The sequence below is a fragment of the Ligilactobacillus sp. UO.C109 genome, assembly GCF_026847815.1.
Classification (GTDB): Bacteria; Bacillota; Bacilli; order Lactobacillales; family Lactobacillaceae; genus Ligilactobacillus; species Ligilactobacillus salivarius.
Window position 1 is genome coordinate 15,965 of record NZ_JAPSFH010000008.1, and the last position, 26,252, is coordinate 42,216.

Consider the following 26,252-nt stretch of genomic DNA (forward strand, 5'->3'; position numbering starts at 1 on the left):
TTTTTATGCCGATAGATAATAAATTAATTGATGATGCCGGGAAAAAGTACCGTCAGTTAACAGAATGGTTTTATCTATGTTGTCTGGCAATATTTTTTATAACTATTTATATTAATGGCACAACAATGGTGGATCAAATTACATATTTTAATAAGTTGATTTTCCTTCGAATTGAGCAGGCAGTAACTCTTTTAGTGATGGGAAAGATAGTATTACTAGATAAATATCCACGAAAGCTAACAATAAAATTATTGTTAATCTTTATGCTGATAACCTATATTTGCTATCGGGCTCGTGCTTATGAGCCATTATTCTATACCGTATTTTTGATAGGTGCCAAAGATGTCGACTTCAGGAAAATTCTTAAATTGTACTTAACCTTTGGAATTCCAATTTTTATAGTAAGTGCCTGGTTGGCTCTGAATGATTATATACTGAATTTAACTCTTCAAAGACCAGGAGATAATACGGTTAGAATAGCTTTAGGAAACTATTCTCCATCAGATGCTGCAGCGCATATTTTTTATTTTATGTTAGCATATGCTTTACTTAAACGATTTAAATGGAATATACCGGAGATTATCTCAGGAATAGCCTTATTGATATGTGTCTATACATTAACTGCAACTAAACTAGATGAAATTTTGATTATTTTGATACTACTCCTATGTGCAGGGGGATATAAGTATGCGGTAAAATTTATCCAAAGATTCAGTTTAAAACAAGTTAGATGGGGATTGTGGATATACGCAGTTATCAATGTGATGTTGCCTTTGATGTTTAATCCAAATAGTAGAATTTGGAGTATTATAAATACCTTGAGTTCTGCGCGTTTATTCTTCGGGCAAGTTGCATATCATGATTATGCTATTCCTTTGTTTGGTCAATTTGTTTATCAAAATGGGAATGGTAGTATTAAGCCAGGGGAAGCATACTTTTTCATTGATTCATCGTTTGTAAGGGCGTTATTAATGTATGGCTTAGTATTCTTTGTTGTTGCGATGTTTTACATAATTAGTAGTATCGAAAGTAACATTAAACAAAGAAATTATAATTTAGTTATAGCCTTGATCCTAGTTTTATTAAGTTCTGCAATTGATAATCATTTATGGGACATGGCATTTAACATTGTATTTTTAGGAATGTTTGCAGATGTACAGTCAGATAATGAGATAGTAGGGATAGAGAATGAAAGTAACACAAAATAGAAATTTAGAAACTAGTTCAATAGGATTGTTATTAGGGTATTTTATTTTATCAATATTTTTGAATAGTTTAGGTAATGCTTTGACAGTATCTTTAAATTTAGGAAGTGCTTTGTGGACTGCAGCAGCAGTTAATATAGCTAAAATAACACCAATTTCTTTGAGTGCGATGCTATTTATTTCTGGTTTTATTGTAATAATCGTTAATCTAATAATTTTGAAAAAAGTTAATTTAAAAAGAATATTGGGTAATCTAATTTTTATGACTCCTTTTTCAATTTTAGTAGGGATTTTTGCAACAGAATTAGTTAAACTAGGAATTCATAGTTTAAATTTACCTGTGCGTATCTTTTTGGATTGTTTAGGAGTAGTCCTAATTGCTATTGCTATATCACTTTATCAAAGAATAAATTGGATGTTGCATCCGGTTGATGATTTGATGCAAATTATTCGTTTTAAATATTTCAAAGGTAGTTCTACAATTGCCCAATTGGTAACCTTTACTCCACCAATTGTTGCGATTATTATTTCGGTAATTGTATCACATCATATATATGCAATAAATGTTGGAACAATATTTGCTTTATTATGTCAGGGACCAATCGTAGGGATAGCTGACAAGATAGTTTTTCCAAGTCTAAAGCATCGCAATTTAGACTAGATAAAAGTAAAGACATAGTTTTGTTTGCAAAGCAAAGCTATGTCTTTTTATATATAATAAAATACCCTGTAATCAGGTAGTCTACCTGATTACAGGGTATTAATTTTAATATTTTATTTTTTTGCAGCTCTCTTTAATTCTAGTTTGCGTAGCCATGGTAATAAGAAACCAAGTACAACTAAGAATCCAACAGTTACAAAGTTCATAAATAATTGGTGATCAAATGCTTTAGTTCCAGGAGCAGCATCTTGAGGGATGAATCCCATTGTTGCGCAGACAAAGGTGAAGATGAAGCACCAGAAACCAACAATTAAAGCACCAGTTCTATTCTTAATATAAACGTAATCGGACTTAAATTGTTCTTCTTGCCAACGAATAGCTAGGAATGCAACGAATACTAAAGCTGTCTTATATGGTGAAACAATACCATTTAAGTTCAACAACCAGTTATAGATGGAGTTGATATTTGGTAAAGTACCACTTAAAAGAAGAAGTAACAAACTGATTCCAGCAGTTAAAGTATAACTGTGTACTGGACGTCCAGCTTTATTCTTCTTGATAAGCCAACTAGGCATGTATTTAGCAGCAGTATCACTAGCGAATACACGACTAGCAGCATCAATTAAAATAGCTAATTGAGCTAACATAAACATCAATTGAACTACAGCAAAGACATACATCAAGCTCTTACCCATACCAACTTGTTCACCTAAAAGTTTGAATGCATAGTATGGACCATTCATCTTAAAGTCATTAGGAATGTGGTTAGCGTTAAAGAAGACAGCCAATGATAAAGTACCAAAGATGGTTAAGAAAGCAGTCATTAAAGCTAACATCCACATAGCTTTAGGAAAATCTCGCTTAGGATTACGCATCTTGTTAATGTATGGAGCAGCTAATTCAGCACCAGACATAGCAAAGATCAATAAACCAGTTGTAGAGAAGTAGTGTAAACTAAAGTTTGGCTTAAATGCATGAAGATTAAATGGTTGTGTAGCAATATGTGCACCGTGTGTTAATGCCCATACAGTCATGAAAACAAAAAGCATTGAAATCAAGAACATCGCACCACCACCGATGATGGAAAGTACTTCTAGAGAATCACGGAAAACATTTTCGAAGATAATAAATAATAAAATAATAACAAAAGTTAACATTCCAAAAGTAAAGGTAGACATATGATGTCCTAAAGTATTATTACCTAAAACAATCCAACTTATAGAAACAATAACAGAGTTTGAAACGTCCACTAAGTATGGAATTGTTTGTGTCCAATACATCCAGGAAGTAATGTATCCGAATAAATCACTATGAGTACCACGACGAATCCAAGAGGCAAGGCCACCATCTTGATTATCAAAAGTTAAACCTAGTTGTGTAGCAATTAATGCATAAGGAATAACATAAGTAAAAAGTAAGAAAATCCATGAAATAACAACAGACAATCCTTGATTTTGAAAAGGATAGAATATATTTTCAAAACTAATAATTGTAACAAAGTCGAGCAAAGCAATAACTGGCCAGCTCATATAATGTTTCTTTTGATCTAACATCTAAAATCTCCTCGTTAATAATGATTGATATTATGCATATTATTAATCACTTAAACAAGGTGGCTTATTTTTACGCCTGAGAAAGTTAGCAGGCAAAATTACCACAGCCTTCCTTAATATTTTCTTTAACTTTTAGTATTGTAGCGTAATTTTCAGAAAAATAATAGAATAAAAAATTGATTTTTCAAAATTTATGCAAATAAAAAATCAATAGACGCTGTTATACGCCTATTGATTGAATATATATTAACTATTGTTCGTGGGAATAACGAGCCTTTAAAGCCCATAAAATTGAAACAGTATCGACAACTTCTTGGAACATAGCACCGATGAAAGCAGGGATGATACCAGTACTTGCGATTAACATTAATGCAGTACAAATTGCAATCCCTAATAAAACTGATTGACGAGCAACTCTAATGGTGTCACGTGAAATAGTAACAGCCTTAGAAACACGGGATAGATCATCCTTTAAAATAACAACATCAGCTGATTCACTAGCAGCAGTAGAACCATGTGCACCCATAGCAATACCAACATCAACAGTTGCAAGTGAAGGAGCATCATTTACACCATCACCAACCATAAAAGTAGGGTGGCCAGATTTAGGGATATTTTGTAAAGCGGTGATCTTATCTTGAGGTAGCAAATCAGCTTTTACTTCATCAATTCCTACTTCTTTAGCAACTCGTTGAGCAATCTTTTCTTGATCCCCAGTTAGCATCATTAATTTTTTGACTCCTAAAGCTTTCAAAGTATTCATAGTTTCTTTTGCTTCAGGACGAACATGATCGGTAAAAGTAACATAACCACAAAGTTCGTCATCAACACTAACATAAATAGTAGTAGTTGCTAAAGGTTTCATTTCTGAATTTGGAGCAACAAATTTAAGTTTACCAACTTTAACATTTTTATGATTAATAGTAGCTTCAATTCCTTTACCTGTTTTTTCCTCTAAAGAACTAACAGGTGCTAAATCAATATTTTGATTATCAGTATATGCAACAAGTGAACGAGCTAAAATATGTGATGATTCTTGTTCAGCACTAGCGGCTAGTTGTAATAATTCTTCTACTTTCATAGAAGAGGTTGTAACAACATCTTGTACAGTTAATTGTCCACTAGTGATTGTACCAGTTTTGTCAAAAGCGCCAGTTTTGGCAGTAGCAAGTTTTTCTAAAACGTCACCAGTTTTTACCACAATACCATTACGTGAAGCACGACTCATACCTGAAACCATAGCAACAGGTGCTGCAAGGATTAAAGGACAAGGTGAGGCTACAACTAATACTTCGGCAAGGCGATGGGGATCGCCTGAGAAGAACCAAGCTGCAAGTGAAATTAAAATGGCTGCTAAAGTAAATGGAACAGCATATCTATCTGCCATTCTAACAAAATGAGCAGGAGTACTTTCAGCTTCTTTAACTAGCTTAACTAACTGTTGGTATTGACTATCTTTAGCAAGTTTACTTACTTGTAAAGTAACAGAATTGTCCCCATTCAAAGAACCAGACATTACGTTATCACGGAGATTTTTTTCAACAGGTTTTGATTCACCAGTTAAAGAAGATTCATCAAATAAGCCGCTACCCTTAATGATAAAACTGTCGACAGGAACAATTTCCCCAGGTTTAACTACAATTTTATCTCCAACTTTAACGTCATTGACACTAACATCATCTATGTCACCATCATCCATAATTTTATGGGCAACTTGAGGTGAATTATCTAGCAACGCTTTCAATTCTGTATTTGCTTTATGAGAGGCATAATCTTCTAATGTATCACCACCAGTGAGCATGATAAGAATAACCATACTTGCCCAATATTCACCTACGGATAAAGTGGCGACAACAGCTAAGATGGCTAATAGGTCGACGCCATATTTTCCAGAACGGAGTGTATGAACCATTTCCTTAAACATAGATAAAGCAATGATAGCTCCGACTAAAGTAACGAGAATTTGTGCATATAATTTTAAATGTAATAAATATTGTAAAACGACTGCGACTGCAGCGATACCAACAATAATATATAATTTTTGTTTATGACTTAGACGAGACATAATAAATCCCCCCATATCTAAAAAAGAAATAAGTTTTATTTATAAACATATTATAACTGATAATTTTTAAAAAGTAAATTAGAAAAATTATAAATTAAAGCAAAAAAGCAAGTCAAAACTTGCTTTTTGTCTTAATGTGTAGGTTTTTCGTTAAGTGTAATAACTCCAACAGCGTTCAAACCAGTGTGGGTCATAATAATAGGACTAGTTAAACGAGCGATATAAGGGATTTCTTGGATAGAGTTATTCTCTAATAAAGTATCCTTGATTTTTTGAAGTAGACTATCATCTGTACCAACATTTGATAAGGATAGTGCTTGAATAGGGTTGTGATTTTGTAAATATTCTTCAGCTAAAGTCTTGCAATGCTTGATAAAGGTCTTCTTGCTACGACCCTTGACAATAACATCCAAACTTTCCTCGTTCAAGCGAATAATAAGCTTAAGATTGATAAGTTTAGTTAAAGCACCAGCTAAACGACTTACACGACCACCAGCAACTAAGCAGTCAAGGTTATCAATCAAAACATCAATAGTTGTACGATGATAGATATCTTTAAGATGATCTTTAATCTCATCAATATTCTTACCGGCTTCTAAATCTTTAGCAGCAGCAAGAACTTGGAAGGCCAATCCTCTGTCAGTTGATTTACTGTTAATAACAGTTACTTTAGTATCTACCATGTCAGCAGCACTACTTGCAGTTTCGTAAGTTCCAGAAAGAACATCTGAAAGTACAATAGCTAATACTTCGCTGCCATCTTTACCTAGTTCATTATAAGCATCTATAAATCTGCCGATAGGTGGTTGACTTGTTTTAGGAATATTGCCATCTTTTAAAGCTTGGACTAATTCTTCACGAGAAATATCTTCACCATCAACATAATTTTTACCATCCACTTCAACAGAAAGGGGTACAATTGTAATATTATATTTTTCAATTTCTTCTGGTGTAAGTTGAACAGAAGAGTCTGTTAAAATTTTAATGTTTGCCATAGTTGAAACTCCTCTCGGCAAATTATTCATACTTTTATTATATCAGTAATAGTGTACACTTTCTATTATACTATGAATAATCTTTTAAACAAGGTAATCTAGACTTTGAGTTTAGATTGGTGTGAATTTAACAAAAAAATCATATATTTTTTGTTATTAATGATATACTAATGAGTGGATATCATTAGGACTAATTGATTTTGGTGAAGGGAATATGTAGTATGACAAAAAAACTTTCAATTATAGTGCCTTGTTATTACGAAGAGGAAACTATACCTTTGTTCTATGAGGCTGTTGAAAAAGTTAAAAAGGAATTAAATGGAATTGAATTAGAATATTGGTTTGTGAATGATGGTTCACAAGATGGAACTTTAGATGAAATGCGTAAATTAAATGCTAGAGATAAAGAACATGTACACTATGTATCATTTTCTAGAAACTTTGGTAAAGAAGCTGCGCTATACTGTGGTTTACAACAAGCTACAGGGGATTATATAACTGTAATGGATGCTGATTTACAGGATCCACCAGATATGTTACCAGAGATGATAGAAATTCTTGAAAATGAAGACTATGATTGTGTGGGAACTAGAAGAACGAATAGAAAAGGTGAACCACCAATTCGCTCATTTTTTGCAAGAATGTTTTATAAGTTAATTAATAAAATTTCTGATACTGAAATTGTTGATGGTGCCAGAGATTTTAGAGTAATGACAAGACAAATGGTCGATGCAATCCTTTCAATGACAGAATACAATCGTTTTTCTAAAGGTATTTTTAGTTGGGTAGGTTTCAATACTAAATATTTGGAATATAAAAACCAAGAACGAGTAGCTGGGACAACAAGTTGGAATTTTTGGAGCTTGTTGAAATATTCAATTGATGGAATTGTCAATTTCTCTCAAGCACCTTTAGATATAGCTGTTTATTTTGGAATGTTAACATCATTCTTTTCAGGGATTGGAATTGTATGGATTATTATTCGTTACTTTTTAGAAGGTGGAGATCCAACGACAGGTTGGACATCAACTATTTGTTTATTGCTATTCTTTAGCGGAATTCAACTAATGTGTCTAGGAATTGTTGGTAAATACATTGGAAAGATCTTTTCTGAAGTTAAGAGAAGACCGGTGTATATTATAAAAGAAAAGAAGTAATCATCAGCTGTGAAAGAAGGAATTTAAGTTGAAGATGAATGTGTTACAACACTCAATTCATGAAGGAATAGGTTTAATTGGTGAATGGGCAGAAAATAATGGATATGAAGTAAATGTATATCAAGCTGCTAATAACAATGTAAAGTTACCAGAAGTTATTGATACTGATATGTTGGTAGTATTAGGTGGACCAATGAGTGTCAATGACGACGAAGAATGGATTGTTAAGGAACGAGAATTAATTAGAGGAATGTTGATGGCACATAAATCGTATTTAGGAATTTGTTTTGGAGCGCAACAACTTTCAAAAACTTTGGGCGGGGATGTGAGTTCTTGTCCTAAAGAAGTAGGTTGGGGAGAAGTGAAACGCCTGAGCAATATAATTCCAGGAGTTCCAGAAAAATTGGATGTGCTACATTGGCATGGTGAACAGTTTAGATTACCAACAGAAGCAACTCCACTTTTCTCGAGTCCACTTGTTGAAAATCAAGGATTTATTATTAATGAAAATGCAATTGGTCTACAATTTCATTTAGAAATGAATGAAGCAGGTGTGCGTGAAGTAGTAGAAAATGATAGTAAATTCATAAAAGGAAATAAGTTAAAGCAAAGTGCTGCTGATATTTTGAAACATAAGATTCCTGAAATGAATAAGCAAGCATTATTTGCAATGCTAGATTATATTAAAGACTAAAAAAATGTTTAACTGATATTTGTGTATATCGGTTAAACATTTTTTTAATTTATATTAGTCAAAGTAATTGTAGAATTACTGGTTAGATTATTTTTATCGTCAAAAGTATTAGCTTGCCATACTTGGATCTTTTTTCCAATTCTAAGCGGTGTAGCCTCAACCGTTAATTTTCCAGAAGTCACACTTTTTAAATGGTTAGTAGATATATTGACACCAACAGCATGACCATGAGAAAGATTGAGATTAGCTCCAATACTAGCAGCGGTTTCAGCTAAAACTGAATTAATTCCACCATGTAATACGCCAAAAGGCTGTTGTACTTTATCAGTAACATTTAAAGATAGGATTACTTTATCCTTGGATGAAATAATACTTTTAATTCCCAAATATTCGATTAAATCCATTATAATTTCTCCTAATCTGGTAAAGTGATATAATCAAGTTATATTTTATCATACATATTTAGATAAGGAGTCGTGATTCATTTGACAAGTGTAGAGTGGGAAAAAGTTAAGGACTATTCTGAAATCATATTTGAAAGAGCAGGTCAAATTGCCAAAATAACAATGAATAGACCAGAAAAACATAATGCTTTCACTCCAGTAACGGTTGCTGAAATGATTGAAGCATTCACAATTTGTCGTGATGACAGTACAATTGGAGCAATTATTTTAACAGGAGCTGGTGATAAAGCATTTAGTTCAGGTGGAGATCAAACAGTTCGTGGAAATGGTGGTTATGTAGGACCGGATAAAATTGCAAGATTAAATGTACTAGATTTACAACATCTAATCAGAATTATCCCTAAGCCAGTTATTGCAATGGTTAAAGGTTGGTCTGTTGGTGGCGGTAACGTCTTACAGTTAGTTTGTGATTTAACAATCGCTGCTGATAATGCAATGTTTGGTCAAACAGGACCTAAAGTTGGTAGCTTTGATGCAGGTTATGGTTCAGGATATTTAGCACGCGTTATAGGACATAAACGTGCTAAAGAAGTATGGTTCTTAAATCATTTTTATACAGCACAAGAAGCATATGAAATGAACTGGATAAACAAGGTTGTTCCTTTGGATGAAATTGAATCAGTAACTTTGGATTGGTGCAACGAGATTTTACAAAAGTCACCAACTGCAATTAGATTTATTAAAGCTGCAATGAACGCTGATACTGACGGTTTAGCTGGTTTACAACAATTTGCAGGTGATGCAACGATGCTTTACTATACAACAGACGAAGGAAAAGAAGGACGCGATGCCTTTAACGAAAAACGCAAACCAGATTTCCAGCAATTTCCTAAGTTCCCTTAATGGAAAATTGGTTAAAGAAACGAGTTCTACTTTCTCCAAATAAAATAGCCATTCAAGCTGGTAATACCAAATTAACTTTTAAAGAAGTAAGTGATAGGGTAGCAGTATTGACAGCACGTTTAGCTAATAAGTCTCGTAAAGGGATGAGAGTAGCATTACTTACCAATAACACGATTGATGGTTATTTGATGATTCTATCATTACAACAATTAGGGTGCGAAATTGTCTTTTTGAATAAAAGATTATCGCATGAAGAGCTACAATATCAGCTGGAAGATGCTGCAGTTTCATTGTTGATATATGATGAGTCATTGTTGCATGAAGAATTTGTAGGGATTGAAAGTTTAACTTTTAATCAAATAGAAAGTTTAGAGGAAAGTCGGGATTTTCAATTAGTATCAGAATTTAATGATGATGAAGTTACGACTATTATGTATACTTCAGGTACAACTGGTAAACCTAAAGGAGTACAGCAGTCCTTTAAAAATCATTTTTATTCTGCAATTAGTTCGGTCTTAAACCTAGGTTTAACAGATAAGGATAACTGGCTATGTGCAGTGCCTATTTTCCATATTAGTGGTTTATCAATCATTATGCGAGGATTGATTTATGGGATGACTGTAACTTTGATGGATAAATTTGATGCAGAAAAAGTTACATTCTTGTTAAAGGAAAGTAGTGTAAGTACAATGTCAGTAGTCCCCACAATGTTGCAACAACTTTTAGAAATCTTTCCCCAAGAAGGGTACAATTCTAATTTTCGTTGTTTCTTATTAGGTGGCGGACCAATAGATAAGGTTACATTAGAGCAATGCCAACAGCGAAACATACCAGTTATTCAGTCTTATGGAATGACGGAAACTGCTTCGCAAGTGATAGCTTTAAACTTTGAAGATGCTGAGAATAAGATTGGTTCAGTAGGAAAACCATTATTTTCTGTTGAATTAAAATTGGCTCATGACGGTGAAGTATTACTTAAAGCTCCTAATATTACGCCGGGTTACTTGAATAATCCCGAGAAAAATCAAGAAGTATTTGAAAATGGATGGTTTAAGACGGGAGATATTGGTTATTTAGATGAAGATGGATTCTTATATCTGAAAGGTCGAAAGGGCGATATGATAATTTCTGGTGGAGAAAATATTTTTCCACATGAAGTAGAAGAAAGCTATTTAAAGTTAACAGGAGTTAAGGATATCGTTGTAGCAGGAATTACTGATAAAAAGTGGGGACAAGTGCCAGTTGCTTTTGTAATATTGGAAAGAAAACTTTCACAACAGGAATTAATTTCATATGGGCGTGAACATCTAGCGCATTACAAAGTACCAGTAAGATTTTATCAAGTTATGTCATATCCACAGACAGCTAGTGGAAAAGTAAAAAGACGAGAATTGATCCAAATTAAGGAATATCAAAAAAATCTCATTAAGTAATTTCAGCAAAATTTTTCGTAATAGTACTATATATGATAAAATAAGCTAGTATTACTAAATTGAGGGGATAACCAATGAAAAAAAATAATTTAATTTACTGGATCGTTGCGATTATCTTAGTGGGAATTGCTGGATGGAGTGCAGTACATATGCACCACTTGGAAAGTAAAAATGCTGTTAAGGTTAGTCGTGAAATGAAGATAAGTTCTAGTATTAGCCGACATATAAAGAAGATTACTAAAGAACAGAAAAAGGCTATGCGCAAAAAAGTTGATTGGAACAAGCCATCGATGACTAAGGCATATCCAGATGTTTCTAAGTATAAGAATGTGAAAAAATCTAACCGAATTAGATTGGTAGTATCTTCAGCTAAGCAAAGAGTATATGTTATGAGTGGACCTTATGTTTTATATACAATGTATGCATCTTTGGGTAAGAACTATAATTCTAAGACCCCTAACTATCAAGTAACACCTGTAGGAAAGTTTAAATTAGAAGAAGCTCGTGGAGATAAATTCTATGATGCTACACGCCAATTAGGTGGGTTACACTGGACTTCTTTTAAGGGTAAAGGTATGTATCATTTTCAATCAGTACCTGTTGATGAAAATGGAAAAGTAATTGAAAAAGATGCTAAACATCTTGGTAGTACAAAAATCACTAAGAAGAATAATATTAAAGCATATGGTTCTATATGGTTAACTGTACCAGATGCTGAATGGATTCAAAAGAATTTACCAGTTGGGACTAAAGTTTTAATCTATGGAGAAGATGCTAGTTCTGATAACTTTATAGCAGATAATGCTAAACATTAAAAATGAAAATGCCTTTTAGAAAATTTATTTTTTCTGAAAGGCATTTTTTTAATTGACATTTGGTTAGTGAACTAATTAAAATAAGTTTGGCAATTACATGCAAGTGAATGTTTTTTGAGAGAGGGGAATATAGGTGGCAAGAAATATCGCTGATACAATTAATCCTAAAACAAGATTAGCTGTATCAATAATTTTATTACTTTCAACATTTATTAGTTTGATGAGTCAAACGATGATGATTACAGCATTACCAGTAATTCAAAATCAAATGAATCAGTCATTAACAACAGTTCAATGGTTAACAACTGGATATACATTGCTGATAGGGATTGTGACTCCATTATCATCAAATATGTATGATAAATTTTCAAATCGTAGTGTTTTTTTGGGAACGATAGGAACTTTTGTCATTGGGACATTAATAGGATGTTTGGCAACTAATTTTTGGTTATTACTATTGGCACGTTTAGTTCAAGCTTGTGCCGGTGGGATTTTAATGTCTTTTCAGATGACAACAATGATTTCAATTTATCCTCCTGAAAAAAGAGGAACAATTATTGGAATGTCTGGATTGGTAATTGCTTTTGGCCCAGCAATTGGTCCTACTTTAGCAGGATTTATTTTAAACTTACTAGGTTGGAGATATTTATTTATTTTAATCCTACCAATCATGGTATTAATTTGGATAATAGGATACTTTGTTTTTCCAAATTACTCTGAACCTCTGGACATTAAGATTGATTACTTATCTGTAGTTTTATCTTTACTTGGTTCAAGTTTAGCTTTAATAGGAATAACTATTGTTCAAACACAGTGGATGCTAGGATTAGCAATGTTGGTAGTAGGTGCAATTATTTTATACTTTTTTGTAAAGAGACAGCTGAATTTAAAACAACCTATGCTTAATGTTAGAATAATCAAACTATACTCTTTTAGAATGATGGTTCTAGTGGGAATCTGTGCATTTATGGTATTGCTAGGTATGGAACAAATGGTATCAATTTATGCACAAAATGTCAGTCATGTAAGCAGTATGACTGCTGGTATGATTCTTTTGCCAGGGGCGATAGCTAATGCGTTGACAGCTTCTGTTGTAGGACGTGCATACGATCAATATGGTGCAAAATGGTTAGTAATTTCTGGTGGAATTTTGATGTTAATTTCAGCAATTCCATTTGTTATTATATCTAAAGGTACACCAATATGGATAATGACAGTCTTCTATATGATTCGTATGGTGGGAAATGCCTTAGTATTCTCACCAGCTATTTCTGAGTCATTCAGAGGAGTAGCACCACGTGAAATCAGTCATGCAACAGCACTGAATAATACTTTGCGTCAAGTATCAGGTGCTGTTTCAGTTACAATGTTGATTGTTATTAGTTCAATTCCACATTCCTTTGTTTTAGGTATGAGAATTTCCATGTGGGTAACAGTTGCTTTAGTCTTACTAATGTTGGCGGTATTTATATCTTATATAAAAAATCGCGATAGCCGTAGATGATTAAATGGATAATATGAACAAGAGCACTATTGAATATTTAGTTGCAAAATTCAATCGTAAGATTAGATTGAGTCTAAATAGAGAGTTACTCAAATATGGCTTAAATGAAGCTAATTTTTATTATTTATTTGTAGTTATTAATAATCCAGGAATTAATCAAGTACAGATGATTAAGTTATTAGATCGTGAACAAAGTATTGTGACAAAGCAAATTTCTAATTTAGTCAAAAATGGCTGGTTGGAAAAGAGAAAGTCAACAACTGATCATCGTCAAACTGAATTATATCCTACAAGTAAGACATTAGATAATATAGATGATATTACTGAAATTACTGAAAAAGTTAGTGCTGAAGTAACATCTAATCTTAGTGAAAAAGAAAGTGCAACTTTGCAAAAATTATTGCAAAAAGTTTTATAAATTAGTATTGGAAAAGTATCCTGTTTAGGATGCTTTTTTTGTTAATAAGGCGTAAACTAGAAGGGAAAACTTCAAAGTAGGAGATGGATTGAATAATGATGGAACAAGCTTGTACATCAATTTTAGTAGGAAAGAAAGCAACTGTTGATGGTTCAACAATGATTGCGAGAAATGATGACACATTTCTACCAATCACTCCTCAACGATTTGTTATGCAACCAGCTGTATCTGGACGTAAAGAAACTTGGACTTCCAATAAAAATGGTTTTACTGCACCATTACCAAGTGAAGGATATAGAACAACTTTTACTCCCAATGCCGATGTAGAAAAAAATGGTGTCTTTGGTGAAACTTCAATTAACGAAAAAAATGTAGCGATGTCTGCTACAGAGTCTGTATATGGGAATCCACGTGCTTTGGCATATGATCCATGGATAGAAAATGGATTGGCAGAAGATTCATTACAAGACATGGTGGCTCCATATATAGATTCTGCACGCGATGGTGTTAAGTACTTAGGAAATCTTATAAAGAAATACGGTTCTCCAGAAGGAAATGGTGTCTTGTTTGCGGATAAGGATGAAGTTTGGTACATGGAAATTGTAACAGGTCATCATTGGGCTGCTACAAGAATTCCAGATGATGCCTATGCAATTGCTGCTAACCAAGTAGCGCAACAAAAAATAGATTTTAATGATCCTGAAAACTATATGTGGTCAGATGGATTATTGGAATTCGTAGAAGAACATCATTTGAATCCTAGCAAAGATGGCTTCAATTTCCGTAAAATTTTTGGCACGGATACTGAAAAAGATAGACATTACAATACTCCACGTGTTTGGTTTGGCCAACGTTACTTCACCCCAGAAGTAGAACAAGAACCAACTTCTTCTGAATTGCCATTTATCTGTCGAGCTAATCGCTTATTATCAGTAGAAGATCTAGAGTATGTATTAAGTTCACATTACAATGAAACTAAATATGATCCATTAGGTCATGGAAGTGAAGAAGATAAGAAACGTTTCCGTCCAATCTCATTGAATCGTACACAAAATTCTCATGTTCTTCAAATTAGAAATAATGTTCCTGAAGAACAAGCAGGATTAATGTGGATGTGCTTCGGTGTTCCTTCATTCACGCCATATGTTCCGTTTTATGCAAATGCTAATGACACTGATCCTAGTTGGAGTAATACACCACTTGAACTTGATATGAATAGTGCATATTGGATGTATAGAGCTTTGTCAATGTTAGTAGAATCACACCATGCTCAATTTATTCAAGATGATTTAGATTATTTAACAGCTGCACGTGAACAACAACATAGATTGATTGATGAAACTGATAAAGCTGCTCAAGAGTTAAGTGGAGAAGATTTAACAAGATTTTTAACAGAAAAGAACTATGAAATGGTAGCAGACATGAAAGAACGAACAATGGGAATGATAAATCATTTCTTTGTAGAAGGTTTGAAGCTATCTAAGTTAACATTTAATATGGACGCTAATTTATAATTTAATAAAATAAATAAGGTTTAAAGGACAACGATAATTGTTGAACTTTGAACCTTATTTTTTAATATTGTGAAGTATTTATTTCATAATCAGTTCCATATGTAGAACCAGTTTTAGCCTTTTCTAAATCTAAAGCAGAGCGAACTTTATTTGTAATTCTTTGTTTTTCAGATAAAGTAGGTACTTCAAAAGATTCACCCATTATCATCGTTGAAGTACCTTGTAAATGATCTGAATCCATACCATGAGTTGCAACACGATATTTAGTTCCAAGAGCTAGTAAATCATTAAAGGATAAATCAGTCTGCATTTGTTTAGAAATAGTGTTCAAGAATTTTTGATTGAGTAAATTAGAAACGTGGCTACTCTTCAGGGCAACTTTCATAAGGACTTGTCGTTGTCTAGTTTGACGACCATAATCCCCTAAAGGATCCTCATGTCTCATGCGGACGTAAGCTAAAGCTTTAGGTCCATTCATATGTGTTACTTTACCTTTCTTGAAGGTGTAACCACCATATGAGAATGAGATTGTAGGAGCTACATCAACTCCTCCAATAGCATTAATGATACTTTCTAGGCCACCCATGTTAACTGTAACGTAAAAATCGATTGGAATATTTAAATCTTGTTGAACAGTTCTAACAGCAGCTTTAGATCCACCGTAAAAATAAGCAGAATTTAACTTGCTAGGATAGTATTCTTCATATCCTGAGATTGCAACTTTTTCATCTCGCGGAAGTGAAACAAGAGTCATCTTTTTATCTTTAGGATTCATAACTAAGACAATCAATGTATCAGTACGTCCACGGAAATCCCTACCTAAAGCTCCAGTATCAGTTCCCATTAGTAAAATAGAAACAGGTTTACCCTTTTTTAAGGTAGAGCTAACATTACGCGATTTGCTAAAATTACTAGAACTATAGATGGTATTGGCAGCTTTTTGTGCATTATTCAGTTTCTTCTCCAGATATTTTCCACCAACGATAGCAAAAACCACTAAAGATAGTAGTAACCAAAAAAAGATAGTTTTACTACGTCTATGTGGAGAATGATGATGTTCATGTTGTCGTTGTGGTACGTGTGAAGACGTGTCGTTTTGATAATTTTCAATGGAACGTCGACGTCTTCTGTTATCTTGTGGCATTAAAAACGCTCCTTTAATGATGTCCTAAAATGAATCCAAACATCAAAATAATGAATACTATAGTTGTAATCCAAACGTATAAGACATCTTTTTCTTTATAGAATGCATATATTGAGACTAACACACGTAAGACTGGTGTCAAGATTAATAAAAAAATTCCTGCCATCATATATGCATATGGTTTAAAAGTAGTAATACCCTTTAGAATTTCTGATAAGGTTGTAGGAAATGTAGTACCAGGATATCCAGAGCTTTGTTGGCAAACAAGCATAATAAAACCTATTACCATAACGGAAGCGGCAATCAGTACTCCAATACGCATGATTTTACCAATTAGGATTTCTACAGTTTCCATCTCATTCTTTGTCTTTTTATCCATATTATATTGTCACCCCAAACGCCTTAAAAATCATTTGTAATCCTAGATATAATAGAATAGGAATGAAAATCATTCTAATAACTCTTGAAGGAAGATGTTGCATGATTCTACTTCCAATTGCGGCTCCAACTAAAATCCCTAAAGCGAGTGGAACAGCAATACCAGGCTTAATAGAGCCATTGAAGAAGTATACAGAAGCACTGGCTGCAGCAGTTACTCCCATCATTAAATTACTGGTAGCACTAGATGGTTTTAGAGGCATTTTCATAGCATTATCCATAGCCATAACCTTAAAAGCACCGGAACCGATTCCTAACATTCCAGAGGCAATACCTGCCCCAAACATGATGGATAAGCCACCAGGAATATTTTCAACTTGATAATCAATTTGTTTGTTTAAGTTCTTGTCAAAATATGAACTGTTAAGATTAAATTTTTGTGCCCACTTGTCAGGCTTGGCTCTTTTTAAGATTTCTTTACCACTGCGGAGTTTTCTGTACATATTCCAACTTGAAAAAATAAGTAAGGAACCAAATAAAAAATATAAAATTGCTGGATGGAAAATACCAGTTAAGATAGCTCCAACAATAGCTCCAATAGTAGTAGCAATTTCTAAAAACATTGCTACACGTAAGTTTAAGACATCATCTTTTAAGAATGCAATTGTAGAACCAGAGCTAGTTGCAATAACGGCAATAATGCTGGCACCGATAGCATATTTAATATCTAAACCCAAAGCTAAAGTGATGATAGGTGTAATAATCATACCGCCACCAATTCCCAGAATGGCGCCCATAATACCGGCGAATAAACCGACTGCCAGCATTAATAATGTAGATGTAATCATTAATAAATTCTCCCTTCGCTTAATTACTTAATCATATTAACACTGAATATATTATAATAAAAATACCAAATTAAAATATAAGATATACAAAATTTATATATCTAAGATGAGGGGAGTACTGATGAATTTAAAGCAACTACAGTATTTTATAGCGGTAGTGGAAGAAAAACAGATCACAGCTGCTGCAAAAAAGCTAAATATTGCTCAACCTCCATTGAGTTACCAATTAAAACAATTAGAAGCAGAATTAGAAACTAAATTATTTACTAGAACTGCCCATGGAATTGTATTGACGGATGCAGGTATGATGTTAGAAAAATATGCAAGAAAAATTCTGGATTTAACCACGGTAGCTGAAGAAAAAGTTAAGAAGACCACTAAAGGAGAATTGGGAAAAATTTCTTTAGGTACAGTTTCTTCTTCCGCAGCTGCTTTACCAATAGGAAAATTGAAAGAGTTTAGAAAGTATTATCCTGAAATAAACTTTGAAATATTTGAAAGCAATACGTATGGAATACTGGAAAAATTATTTAATGGTGAGATAGATTTAGGATTGGTTAGAACTCCTTTTAATCAAAGAGAACTTGAAACTAAAATTATGATGGAAGAGCCAATGGTAGCAGTGGTAAATAGCGATGATTATTTAAAAGGAAAAAAGAAGATAGGAATTGATGATTTAGAAGAAGTACCATTAATAATATATAGGAGATTTGAAAATATTTTCCGACAAACTTTTTCACAATTTGGAATAAATCCTTATATAGCAGTAAAATGTGATGATGCAAGAACAGCAATTTATTGGGCAAAGTTAGAAATGGGAGTAGCTTTGGTTCCAGCTTCTTGTGCCAAAAATTATACGAATGGTAGAATAATTCCTATAAATTACCCGGGATGGAATACCCAGTTAACATTAATATGGCTGAAAAATAGTAATAAATCACCACTAATATTGAAATTAATAGAGCTATTTAGTGTATAATTAAGCCTTAAGGGGGGATGTCCGTGATTATAAAAGAGAAGAAGAAAAGAGAGCCATTAGCGTACCTTTTTACAATACTATTCTTTATTAATTATTTTCTTGTATTTCAACAGGCTCAATGGCTACATAAAATAGATACAGCAGTTTATTTTAAATTAACTCGTAACTTAAATAATTTACAAGTGATGTTCTACAACGTTATTAGTGAACTATCTAGTTCCAGAATGGCAATTGTTTATACGATAGTACTACTAGGAATTTTATGGTTTATAAGATGGCAAATTCCTGGTGTGTGGATTACTTTTACAGTTGGAACAGGATTAGTTGTAGGATGGGTAGCACGATTGATATTGCGTTATGGAAGTAAAAGAGTTGAACCGGAAATGGGATATGCTTTCCCAGGTTTACACGTTTTAGGGATGACAATTCTGGTGGCTATTGTATATATCATCTTTTTACCATATTTCAAAGACAAGGCTTTGGCTTACTTAGTGGGATTCATTTTAGGAATTTGGTTAATTGCGACAAGTGTAGCTTGTATATATTTAGGTCAATTACATGTTAGTGATATTACAGGCGCATTAACATTAGGTTTTGCTTGGGTATATTACTGCAGTAATTTATACATAAGGTATGCTGCAAAGTTAAAGAAGATTAAGGGGTTTAGAAATTCAAATTATTAAGGTTGGTGCGATGATTGAAAGAAGTAGAAGATTTAATAATTAGAAAATTATCAAGTAATGATCTTAATGATTTTAGAGAAATTATCACACAAAAAGAAGTAGCTAGAATGGCAGGTTTCGCTCCAGTCTCAAGTTTTGCTAGTTTTTATTTATCTCAAATGTTACAAAACGGTGCCTGGGGATTGGTAGTTAATAAAAAAGTAGTGGGAGTAATATGTATATATGATTTACCTGTTAAAAATGGCAATAAAAAAACAGGTGAGATAGGCTTTATATTAAATCAAAATTATTGGTATCGTGGATATATGTCGAAAGCCATTGAAGAAATATGTAGCCGTGTGAAAGAAGATTATAGTCAGATAAAAGCAATTACCTTAGTAGATAATATTGCTTCAAAAAAAGTTTTAGAAAGAAATGATTTTTATTTTTCTGAAACAATAATGGATAATGATAAAGAAAAAAACATATTTTTAAGAAACCTATAAAGTTGTTATTTGCTCTAATTAAGAGATAAATAACAACTTTTTTGCATGATAAATCTTACACAATATTCACAAAGTTTAAATATATATTTAAGCTTAATGCTATGGTATTAATCGTTTTCTAAAGAATATTTTTCACAAACTATATAAGCGCTGGTAAAGTGAATTTAGCAGTGATATTATAATTTTATACTGTAAATATTTGATGAAAAGAGGAATGAAAAAATGACTGAAGATAAAGGAAAACGTTATGGTGCAGATGCCATTATTGATAGTTTGGTAAACCATGATGTTAAATATGTTTTTGGGGTACCTGGGGCTAAGATTGATAGGGTATTTGAAAAATTAGAACATCCAACAAATGAAAAAGCACCTCAATTGATTATTACTCGTCATGAACAAAATGCTGCATTTATGGCTCAAGGTATTGGTAGAATTACTGGTAAGCCAGGTGTTGTATTAACTACATCTGGTCCTGGGGTGTCAAACTTAGCAACTGGATTAGTTACTGCAACTGCTGAAGGAGATCCAGTGTTGGCAATTTCTGGACAAGTTCAACGTACAGACTTATTAAGATTGACTCACCAAAGTATGGACAACGTTGCATTATTAGCTCCTGTAACTAAATATGCTGCTGAAGTTCAAGAACCAGAAAATATTTCTGAAGTAATTGCTAATGCTTATCAAGAAGCAGAAGCTGCAAAGCAAGGTGCAAGTTTTGTATCAGTACCACAAGACGTTACTGATTCAGAAGTTAAAACTGCTCCAATTGCTCCAATGCCAGCACCTGTTTTAGGACCAGCTAGTCCTGTAGAATCAACATTATTAGCCCAACGTATCAAAACTGCAAAACTACCTGTTCTTCTTTTAGGTATGAGAGCATCTGATCCAGAAACAACTAAATCTATCAGAAACTTAGTTGAAGAAACTCATTTACCAGTTGTTGAAACATTCCAAGGAGCAGGAATCATTCCTCGAGAATTAGAAGATGATTTCTTTGGTCGTGTAGGATTATTTAGAAACCAACCTGGTGACCAATTATTGAAACATGCTGACTTAGTTATCGCTGTTGGATACGATCCAATTGAATATGAACCACGTAACTGGAATAACGAAGGTGACGCAAATATCATCGTAATTGATTCTATGCGTGCAGAAGTAGATAAGAACTTCCAACCAGAACGTGAATTGGTAGGCGATATTTCTCAAACTCTTGACTTCTTATTACCATACATGAAAGGTTTCAAGTTGCCTGAAAGTTCACGCGAATATTTAGATGGACTACAAGAAAAATTAAAATTAAGAGATGAACCACCAGCAGTTACTGAAAATCAAGTTACTTCCCATCCTTTAAGCATTATTCAAGCTTTACAAGATAGAGTTACTGATGATATGACAGTTAGTGTTGATGTTGGTAGTTTCTACATTTGGATGGCTCGTCACTTTAGAAGCTATAATCCACGCCACTTACTATTTAGTAATGGTATGCAAACATTAGGTGTGGCATTACCATGGGCTATTTCCGCTGCTTTAGTAAGACCTAATACACAAATTGTTTCTGTTTCTGGTGATGGTGGTTTCTTATTCTCCAGTCAAGATTTAGAAACAGCTGTACGTTTGGGCTTAAACATCGTACACATTATTTGGAATGATGGACACTATGATATGGTTAAGTTCCAAGAAGAATTGAAGTATGGAAAGAGTGCAGGAGTAAACTTTGGTAGTGTAGACTTTGTTAAGTATGCAGAAAGTTTTGGTGCTACTGGTTTACGTGTGGAAAAAGCTCAAGACTTAGAAAAAGTATTAGACCAAGCTTTTGCAACTGAAGGTCCTGTAGTTGTTGACATTCCAGTTGACTACAGCGACAATAAAGAATTAGGTAAGCAAATTCTTGAAGATCAACTTCACTAATTGAAAAGAGGCATCTTAAAGATGAAAGACACAAAGAAGTTATTTCAACATGGTACATTAGCCTTACTTGTTCCAGGATTATTTGATGGTACATTACCTTTAAGTTCCTTACTAGAACATGGTGATACAGGAATAGGGACAGCTACAGGATTAGATGGCGAAATGATTATACTTGATGGAGTGCCATATCTTGTACGTAGCGATGGTAGTGTAAATGTATTAGATGCTAATGAAGTAAGGGTTCCATTTGCCAATTCCCATTTTGATAATCCAGAAATAGAATTTGATGTTACTGATGCAACTCCTGATCAATTAAAGGATATGATTTTCTCTAAGTATAATTTGAAGAATGTTTTCTTTGCTGTAAAAGTAAAGGGAAAATTTGATTATATAAAGACAAGAGCTGTTGAAGGACAAAAGAAGCCTTATCCAACATTGACAGAGGTGGCAGATAAGCAAGCTATTTTTGAAGAAAATGATGGGCAAGGAACAATTGTAGGATACTTTTCTCCAGAATTATTCCATGGGATGGCTTCAGCAGGTTTCCACTTACATTATTTAAACGATGCACATAATTTGGGTGGACATCTGTTGGATTACAAGATAAAAGAAGCAAAGGTTTATTTGCAAGTGTTTGAAAGTGTAGAAACACATTTTCCAGTTGAAAACGAAGATTTTATGAAAGAAGAATTTGATATTGATAGTTTACGTGCATCAATATCATCTGCTGAAAAGTAGATAATTAATTATTTCTTGCAATTTAAATTGTTTTCTGTATAATAAAAAGCGTCGAACAGAGGTCGCAGTTTTTATCAGTAAATATTTGGAGCTGAAAAAGCAGCAATGAAAAATGTTGAAAGGAAAAACTGCCGAAGTAAGATATTGCTTTTTCAATATTTTGCTGGGGCCTGGCTCAACAAGTCAGGAACTGTCGTAGTTTAATAGTTGACTACGGAGCGCTATCGAATGCTTTTTATTATAGATTATGATATTTGATAGATAGAGCACATACCTCTTTAGTCAGGTGTGTGCTCTTTTATTATCTAGACCTCTGAGAATAAAAAGTTTGGAGGAAGACGTAATGTCTGAAAATAGTAATCAAGGAGAAATTAAAAGATCCTTGAAAACTCGTCATGTTTCTATGATTGCCCTTGGTGGTAGTATCGGAACAGGTTTGTTTGTTGCAAGTGGTTCTGCTATCTCTACAGCAGGACCTGGTGGAGCTTTGGTTGCTTATATAGCAATTGGATTGATGGTGTACTTCTTAATGACTTCTTTAGGTGAAATGGCAACATATTTGCCAGTCACAGGTTCTTTTGCAACATACGCAGGAAGATTTGTTGATCCTGCTTTAGGATTTGCGATGGGATGGAATTACTGGTTTAACTGGGCTATTACTGTTGCGGTTGACGTTTCTACAAGTGCAATAGTGTTACGTTATTGGTTCCCTAATATTCCTAGTTGGGTTTTCAGTTTGATTGTATTATTAGTAATTTTTGCTATTAATGCCTTGTCTGTAAAATCTTTTGGTGAAACAGAATATTGGTTGGCTTTGATCAAGGTTATAACAGTTATTGTCTTTTTGATTGTAGGTTTATTAACAATTATTGGAATTATTGGGGGTCATGCAACATATTTAGAAAACTTCACTTATAAAAAGGCTCCTTTTGTTGGTGGTATACCGGCAGTCTTAAGTGTATTCGTAGTTGCTGGATTTTCTTTCCAAGGAACAGAATTGATAGGTATTACAGCTGGTGAATCTGCAACTCCAGAAAAAAGTATTCCTAAGGCTATCAAGCAAGTATTTTGGAGAATCTTATTATTCTATATTCTAGCTATTTTTGTTATAGCTTGTTTGATTCCTTACACAAGTCCTAATTTATTGGGATCAGAAGCTACTGATATTGCTATTAGTCCATTTACTTTGGTCTTTAAACGTGCAGGATTGGCTTCTGCTGCCGCTGTGATGAATGCTGTTATTTTAACTTCTGTTATTTCAGCAGCAAATTCAGGAATGTACGCTTCCACAAGAATGCTATTTTCTTTGAGCTTGACTAAAGATGCACCTAGAGTATTCTCACTCGTTAATAATCGTGGGATACCAATGCCAGCTTTATTAGGAACTACATTTGTTGCGTTACTAACATTTTTATCAAGTATTTTTGGTGATAAGATTTACACATTCTTGGTAAGTGCTAGTGGTTTAACAGGTTTTATAGCATGGGTAGGTATAGCCATTTCTCACTATCGTTTCCGTAGGGCATTTAAAAAACAAGGTCATGAACTTAGCGAATTACGTTACCATGCTAAGTGGTTCCCATTCGGTCCACTTTTAGCATTAGTATTATGTATCTTAGTAATTGTAGGCCAAGATTTGAAATCATTTGCTAATCTTGATTGGCAAGCTATAAGTGTTACTTACATGTCTGTACCGTTATTCTTGATTTTATACTGCTACTATAAGATAAAATATAAAACTAAAGTAATACCACTGGATGAAGTTGATTTAACACCTCATAAAGTAGAAAAATAATACTTGAATTTTATAATTCAATGTTTTAACATGTAGGTAAGTTAAACATCGGAGTTCGCCATAAGTAGGCAGTAAAGAGACATAGTGGTTGGTGAAAACTATGAGCCGAAACTCCAGCGTTCGTTGTATGGGCAGGTAATGCTGCACGGGAGATCGTTAAATCATTGAGTGTGATGGTTATTTACTGTCGAACTTGGGTGGTACCGCGTAAGAAGAAGTCCTTTCGTCCCAATTTTGGGGACGAGAGGGCTTTTTTTACGTCAAGATGTTAAAAAAATTTGGAGGACACAAAGATGCTAGATATTAAAGATATTCGATTAAATACAGAAGAATATAAACGTCGCTTGGGAACAAGAGGCGTAAAACCAGAAGAAATTGATGAATTAGTAGCTGAAGACAAGAAACGTAGAGAGTTACTTGTTGAAACTGAAAATTTAAAGAAAGAACGTAATGAAGTTTCTGAAGCTATTGCTCAAGCAAAACGAAATAAAGAAGATGCTAGTGAACAAATTCAAGCAATGCGCAAAGTTGGTACTAAGATCAAAGAACTTGATGAAAAACTAGCTAAAGTAGAAGAAAATGTAAAATCTATGGCTGCTCACTTGCCTAACTTACCAAATCCTACTATTCCAGTAGGACCAGATGAAGATTCAAATGTTGAACTTTATAAAATAGGTACACCACGTAAATTTGATTTTGAACCTAAAGCACACTGGGATATTGGTGAAGACCTAGGAATTTTAGATTTCGATCGCGCAGCTAAAGTTTCTGGGGCAAGATTTGTTTTCTACAAAGGATTAGGAGCAAAGCTTGAACGTGCGGTTTATAACTTTATGTTAGATGAACATGCTAAAGAAGGTTATACAGAAGTAATTCCTCCATATATTGTTAAAGCTAAATCAATGTATGGAACTGGCCAATTCCCTAAATTTAAGGATCAAGTATACCAAGTTAATGGGGAAGATATGACTTTAATTCCAACAGCTGAAGTACCTTTAACTAACTATTATCGTGAAGAAGTAATCCCAACAGAAGACTTACCAGTTTACTTTACAGCTTTATCACCATCCTTCCGCTCTGAAGCAGGAAGTGCAGGTCGAGATACTCGTGGCTTGATACGTATGCACCAATTTAATAAAGTTGAAATGGTTAAATATACTAAGCCAGAAGATTCATATAATGAATTGGAAAAAATGACAAAAAATGCTGGTAACATTATGGAAAAACTAGGATTACCATATCATGTAATTACTCTATCTACTGGAGATATGGGATTCAGTGCAGCTATGACACATGACTTAGAAGTATGGATGCCAGCACAAGATACTTATAGAGAAATTTCAAGCTGTTCTAATTGTGAAGATTTCCAAGCTAGAAGAGCAAGAATTCAATATCGTGATGAAAATGGTAAACTACAATATGTTCATACATTAAATGGCTCTGGTTTAGCTGTAGGTAGAACTGTAGCTGCTATTTTAGAAAACTACCAAAATGAAGATGGATCAGTAACAATTCCAGAAGCATTACGTCCATATATGCAAGGTTTAGAAGTTATCAAGAAAGAAAAATAATAATATTTAAAAGGGAGATGGTTAATTATTAGCCATCTCTCTTTTTAGGTGAATAAAATTGACGAATATTATGTGTTATAAAAATTTATAATAGAAATAAAAAACGAACGAAATAGAGAGAAAAGTAGTCATATTAATACATAAACGAAAATTTATTTTTTTATAAAAAAAACGTTGACGAAGGTGATGGTACTTGGTATTATATTACTTGTCGTTGAGATGACGGCAAATAAAAAATAATTTTTTGTTGACAAATAACGGAGGCTTTGATATGATGATAAAGCTGATGTCAAAATAGTCAGTAAAAAATAAATTAAAAAAGTTGTTGACAAATATATGACGACTTGATATGATATAAAAGTTGTCAGTTGTTGATAGCTGATGAGTAGATCTTTGAAAACT

General features: G+C 33.4%; 24 protein-coding genes and 1 riboswitch. Of the genes, 17 read left to right on the forward strand and 7 right to left on the reverse strand.

The window, feature by feature from the left end; all coding sequences use genetic code 11:
- Positions 1 to 5 precede the first annotated feature (5 nt).
- On the forward strand, positions 6 to 1,208 hold the full coding sequence (locus OZJ21_RS03315) for a hypothetical protein (RefSeq protein WP_003704105.1): 1,203 nt from the start codon (positions 6 to 8) through the stop codon (positions 1,206 to 1,208).
- Complete coding sequence (locus OZJ21_RS03320; RefSeq protein WP_003707128.1) at positions 1,189 to 1,866, forward strand: hypothetical protein; 678 nt, start codon at positions 1,189 to 1,191, stop codon at positions 1,864 to 1,866. The genes OZJ21_RS03315 and OZJ21_RS03320 overlap by 20 nt, the downstream gene beginning before the upstream one ends.
- Before the next feature lie 113 nt (positions 1,867 to 1,979).
- On the opposite strand, the gene OZJ21_RS03325 is transcribed toward OZJ21_RS03320, so the two are convergent.
- From OZJ21_RS03325 to OZJ21_RS03335, 3 genes are all read right to left on the reverse strand, one after another.
- A complete protein-coding gene (locus OZJ21_RS03325; RefSeq protein ID WP_003700849.1) occupies positions 1,980 to 3,419 on the reverse strand; it encodes an APC family permease in 1,440 nt (479 codons plus the stop codon).
- Positions 3,420 to 3,669: 250 nt separating this feature from the next.
- Positions 3,670 to 5,484, reverse strand: a complete 1,815-nt coding sequence (locus OZJ21_RS03330; protein ID WP_003704955.1) for a heavy metal translocating P-type ATPase — start codon at positions 5,482 to 5,484, stop codon at positions 3,670 to 3,672.
- Between the two features lie 131 nt (positions 5,485 to 5,615).
- Complete coding sequence (locus OZJ21_RS03335; RefSeq protein WP_081537714.1) at positions 5,616 to 6,479, reverse strand: DegV family protein; 864 nt, start codon at positions 6,477 to 6,479, stop codon at positions 5,616 to 5,618.
- A 221-nt stretch (positions 6,480 to 6,700) separates the two neighbouring features.
- Here OZJ21_RS03335 and OZJ21_RS03340 point away from each other — a divergent pair, with 221 nt between their 5' ends.
- Both OZJ21_RS03340 and OZJ21_RS03345 read left to right on the forward strand, forming a co-directional pair.
- On the forward strand, positions 6,701 to 7,636 hold the full coding sequence (locus OZJ21_RS03340; protein WP_034984093.1) for a glycosyltransferase family 2 protein: 936 nt from the start codon (positions 6,701 to 6,703) through the stop codon (positions 7,634 to 7,636).
- Positions 7,637 to 7,664: 28 nt separating this feature from the next.
- Positions 7,665 to 8,330: a type 1 glutamine amidotransferase gene (locus tag OZJ21_RS03345; RefSeq protein ID WP_003709201.1), complete on the forward strand. Its 666-nt coding sequence runs from the start codon at positions 7,665 to 7,667 to the stop codon at positions 8,328 to 8,330.
- Positions 8,331 to 8,374: 44 nt separating this feature from the next.
- On the opposite strand, the gene OZJ21_RS03350 is transcribed toward OZJ21_RS03345, so the two are convergent.
- Positions 8,375 to 8,734 carry a PaaI family thioesterase gene (locus tag OZJ21_RS03350; RefSeq protein WP_003704948.1) on the reverse strand — a complete coding sequence of 120 codons (360 nt, stop codon included), beginning with the start codon at positions 8,732 to 8,734 and terminating at the stop codon, positions 8,375 to 8,377.
- An 81-nt stretch (positions 8,735 to 8,815) separates the two neighbouring features.
- On the opposite strand from OZJ21_RS03350, the gene menB reads away from it, so the two are divergent.
- The 6 genes from menB to OZJ21_RS03380 all read left to right on the forward strand — a co-directional run bounded on the left by menB (position 8,816) and on the right by OZJ21_RS03380 (position 15,321).
- Positions 8,816 to 9,637 carry a 1,4-dihydroxy-2-naphthoyl-CoA synthase gene (menB, locus tag OZJ21_RS03355; RefSeq protein ID WP_201898454.1) on the forward strand — a complete coding sequence of 274 codons (822 nt, stop codon included), beginning with the start codon at positions 8,816 to 8,818 and terminating at the stop codon, positions 9,635 to 9,637.
- The gene (locus OZJ21_RS03360; protein WP_081537349.1) at positions 9,637 to 11,070 is read left to right on the forward strand and encodes an o-succinylbenzoate--CoA ligase; all 1,434 of its coding nucleotides are present in this window, start codon (positions 9,637 to 9,639) and stop codon (positions 11,068 to 11,070) included. The genes menB and OZJ21_RS03360 overlap by 1 nt, the downstream gene beginning before the upstream one ends.
- Positions 11,071 to 11,144: 74 nt before the next feature.
- Complete coding sequence (locus OZJ21_RS03365) at positions 11,145 to 11,885, forward strand: L,D-transpeptidase (protein ID WP_081559104.1); 741 nt, start codon at positions 11,145 to 11,147, stop codon at positions 11,883 to 11,885.
- A gap of 133 nt (positions 11,886 to 12,018) precedes the next feature.
- Entirely contained in the window at positions 12,019 to 13,389 is a 1,371-nt protein-coding gene (locus OZJ21_RS03370) for an MFS transporter (RefSeq protein ID WP_003709203.1), read from the forward strand.
- A 4-nt stretch (positions 13,390 to 13,393) separates the two neighbouring features.
- Positions 13,394 to 13,807 (forward strand): MarR family winged helix-turn-helix transcriptional regulator, encoded by a 414-nt coding sequence (locus OZJ21_RS03375; protein ID WP_003700867.1) that lies wholly within the window; start codon positions 13,394 to 13,396, stop codon positions 13,805 to 13,807.
- 95 nt (positions 13,808 to 13,902) lie between these two features.
- On the forward strand, positions 13,903 to 15,321 hold the full coding sequence (locus OZJ21_RS03380; RefSeq protein ID WP_201898455.1) for a C69 family dipeptidase: 1,419 nt from the start codon (positions 13,903 to 13,905) through the stop codon (positions 15,319 to 15,321).
- Positions 15,322 to 15,382: 61 nt separating this feature from the next.
- On the opposite strand, the gene OZJ21_RS03385 is transcribed toward OZJ21_RS03380, so the two are convergent.
- From OZJ21_RS03385 to OZJ21_RS03395, 3 genes are read right to left on the reverse strand one after another with little or no spacing between them, the layout of a single operon-like run.
- Positions 15,383 to 16,465: an LCP family protein gene (locus OZJ21_RS03385; RefSeq protein ID WP_187397565.1), complete on the reverse strand. Its 1,083-nt coding sequence runs from the start codon at positions 16,463 to 16,465 to the stop codon at positions 15,383 to 15,385.
- A gap of 13 nt (positions 16,466 to 16,478) precedes the next feature.
- On the reverse strand, positions 16,479 to 16,844 hold the full coding sequence (locus OZJ21_RS03390; protein ID WP_003700872.1) for a DUF1634 domain-containing protein: 366 nt from the start codon (positions 16,842 to 16,844) through the stop codon (positions 16,479 to 16,481).
- Between the two features lies 1 nt (position 16,845).
- Positions 16,846 to 17,691 carry a sulfite exporter TauE/SafE family protein gene (locus OZJ21_RS03395; protein ID WP_003702329.1) on the reverse strand — a complete coding sequence of 282 codons (846 nt, stop codon included), beginning with the start codon at positions 17,689 to 17,691 and terminating at the stop codon, positions 16,846 to 16,848.
- Between the two features lie 121 nt (positions 17,692 to 17,812).
- Between OZJ21_RS03395 and OZJ21_RS03400 the strand changes: the two genes are divergently transcribed.
- The 7 genes from OZJ21_RS03400 to serS all read left to right on the forward strand — a co-directional run bounded on the left by OZJ21_RS03400 (position 17,813) and on the right by serS (position 25,850).
- Complete coding sequence (locus tag OZJ21_RS03400) at positions 17,813 to 18,670, forward strand: LysR family transcriptional regulator (protein ID WP_134354600.1); 858 nt, start codon at positions 17,813 to 17,815, stop codon at positions 18,668 to 18,670.
- Positions 18,671 to 18,687: 17 nt separating this feature from the next.
- Complete coding sequence (locus OZJ21_RS03405) at positions 18,688 to 19,353, forward strand: phosphatase (RefSeq protein WP_003700878.1); 666 nt, start codon at positions 18,688 to 18,690, stop codon at positions 19,351 to 19,353.
- Between the two features lie 14 nt (positions 19,354 to 19,367).
- Positions 19,368 to 19,838: a GNAT family N-acetyltransferase gene (locus OZJ21_RS03410; protein WP_003704932.1), complete on the forward strand. Its 471-nt coding sequence runs from the start codon at positions 19,368 to 19,370 to the stop codon at positions 19,836 to 19,838.
- A 222-nt stretch (positions 19,839 to 20,060) separates the two neighbouring features.
- Positions 20,061 to 21,746 carry an acetolactate synthase AlsS gene (alsS, locus tag OZJ21_RS03415; protein ID WP_003707103.1) on the forward strand — a complete coding sequence of 562 codons (1,686 nt, stop codon included), beginning with the start codon at positions 20,061 to 20,063 and terminating at the stop codon, positions 21,744 to 21,746.
- A 21-nt stretch (positions 21,747 to 21,767) separates the two neighbouring features.
- The gene (budA, locus tag OZJ21_RS03420; protein ID WP_003709207.1) at positions 21,768 to 22,484 is read left to right on the forward strand and encodes an acetolactate decarboxylase; all 717 of its coding nucleotides are present in this window, start codon (positions 21,768 to 21,770) and stop codon (positions 22,482 to 22,484) included.
- A gap of 47 nt (positions 22,485 to 22,531) precedes the next feature.
- Positions 22,532 to 22,716: riboswitch (Lysine riboswitch) on the forward strand.
- Between the two features lie 111 nt (positions 22,717 to 22,827).
- A complete protein-coding gene (locus OZJ21_RS03425; protein ID WP_003704926.1) occupies positions 22,828 to 24,279 on the forward strand; it encodes an amino acid permease in 1,452 nt (483 codons plus the stop codon).
- A 293-nt stretch (positions 24,280 to 24,572) separates the two neighbouring features.
- Positions 24,573 to 25,850 carry a serine--tRNA ligase gene (gene serS, locus OZJ21_RS03430; protein WP_268857438.1) on the forward strand — a complete coding sequence of 426 codons (1,278 nt, stop codon included), beginning with the start codon at positions 24,573 to 24,575 and terminating at the stop codon, positions 25,848 to 25,850.
- Positions 25,851 to 26,252 lie beyond the last annotated feature (402 nt).

Bases quoted from the DNA above. Each gene is read 5' to 3' on its own strand.
- OZJ21_RS03405 (WP_003700878.1), top strand. From the start codon at position 18,688: ATGTCCGTGATTATAAAAGAGAAGAAGAAAAGAGAGCCATTAGCGTAC.
- OZJ21_RS03330 (WP_003704955.1), bottom strand. From the start codon at position 5,484: ATGTCTCGTCTAAGTCATAAACAAAAATTATATATTATTGTTGGTATC.
- alsS (WP_003707103.1), top strand. From the start codon at position 20,061: ATGACTGAAGATAAAGGAAAACGTTATGGTGCAGATGCCATTATTGAT.
- OZJ21_RS03375 (WP_003700867.1), top strand. From the start codon at position 13,394: ATGGATAATATGAACAAGAGCACTATTGAATATTTAGTTGCAAAATTC.
- OZJ21_RS03385 (WP_187397565.1), bottom strand. From the start codon at position 16,465: ATGCCACAAGATAACAGAAGACGTCGACGTTCCATTGAAAATTATCAA.
- OZJ21_RS03395 (WP_003702329.1), bottom strand. From the start codon at position 17,691: ATGATTACATCTACATTATTAATGCTGGCAGTCGGTTTATTCGCCGGT.
- budA (WP_003709207.1), top strand. From the start codon at position 21,768: ATGAAAGACACAAAGAAGTTATTTCAACATGGTACATTAGCCTTACTT.
- OZJ21_RS03335 (WP_081537714.1), bottom strand. From the start codon at position 6,479: ATGGCAAACATTAAAATTTTAACAGACTCTTCTGTTCAACTTACACCA.
- OZJ21_RS03340 (WP_034984093.1), top strand. From the start codon at position 6,701: ATGACAAAAAAACTTTCAATTATAGTGCCTTGTTATTACGAAGAGGAA.
- OZJ21_RS03315 (WP_003704105.1), top strand. From the start codon at position 6: ATGCCGATAGATAATAAATTAATTGATGATGCCGGGAAAAAGTACCGT.
- OZJ21_RS03360 (WP_081537349.1), top strand. From the start codon at position 9,637: ATGGAAAATTGGTTAAAGAAACGAGTTCTACTTTCTCCAAATAAAATA.
- serS (WP_268857438.1), top strand. From the start codon at position 24,573: ATGCTAGATATTAAAGATATTCGATTAAATACAGAAGAATATAAACGT.
- OZJ21_RS03325 (WP_003700849.1), bottom strand. From the start codon at position 3,419: ATGTTAGATCAAAAGAAACATTATATGAGCTGGCCAGTTATTGCTTTG.
- OZJ21_RS03365 (WP_081559104.1), top strand. From the start codon at position 11,145: ATGAAAAAAAATAATTTAATTTACTGGATCGTTGCGATTATCTTAGTG.
- OZJ21_RS03390 (WP_003700872.1), bottom strand. From the start codon at position 16,844: ATGGATAAAAAGACAAAGAATGAGATGGAAACTGTAGAAATCCTAATT.
- OZJ21_RS03400 (WP_134354600.1), top strand. From the start codon at position 17,813: ATGAATTTAAAGCAACTACAGTATTTTATAGCGGTAGTGGAAGAAAAA.
- OZJ21_RS03350 (WP_003704948.1), bottom strand. From the start codon at position 8,734: ATGGATTTAATCGAATATTTGGGAATTAAAAGTATTATTTCATCCAAG.
- OZJ21_RS03425 (WP_003704926.1), top strand. From the start codon at position 22,828: ATGTCTGAAAATAGTAATCAAGGAGAAATTAAAAGATCCTTGAAAACT.
- OZJ21_RS03320 (WP_003707128.1), top strand. From the start codon at position 1,189: ATGAAAGTAACACAAAATAGAAATTTAGAAACTAGTTCAATAGGATTG.
- OZJ21_RS03380 (WP_201898455.1), top strand. From the start codon at position 13,903: ATGATGGAACAAGCTTGTACATCAATTTTAGTAGGAAAGAAAGCAACT.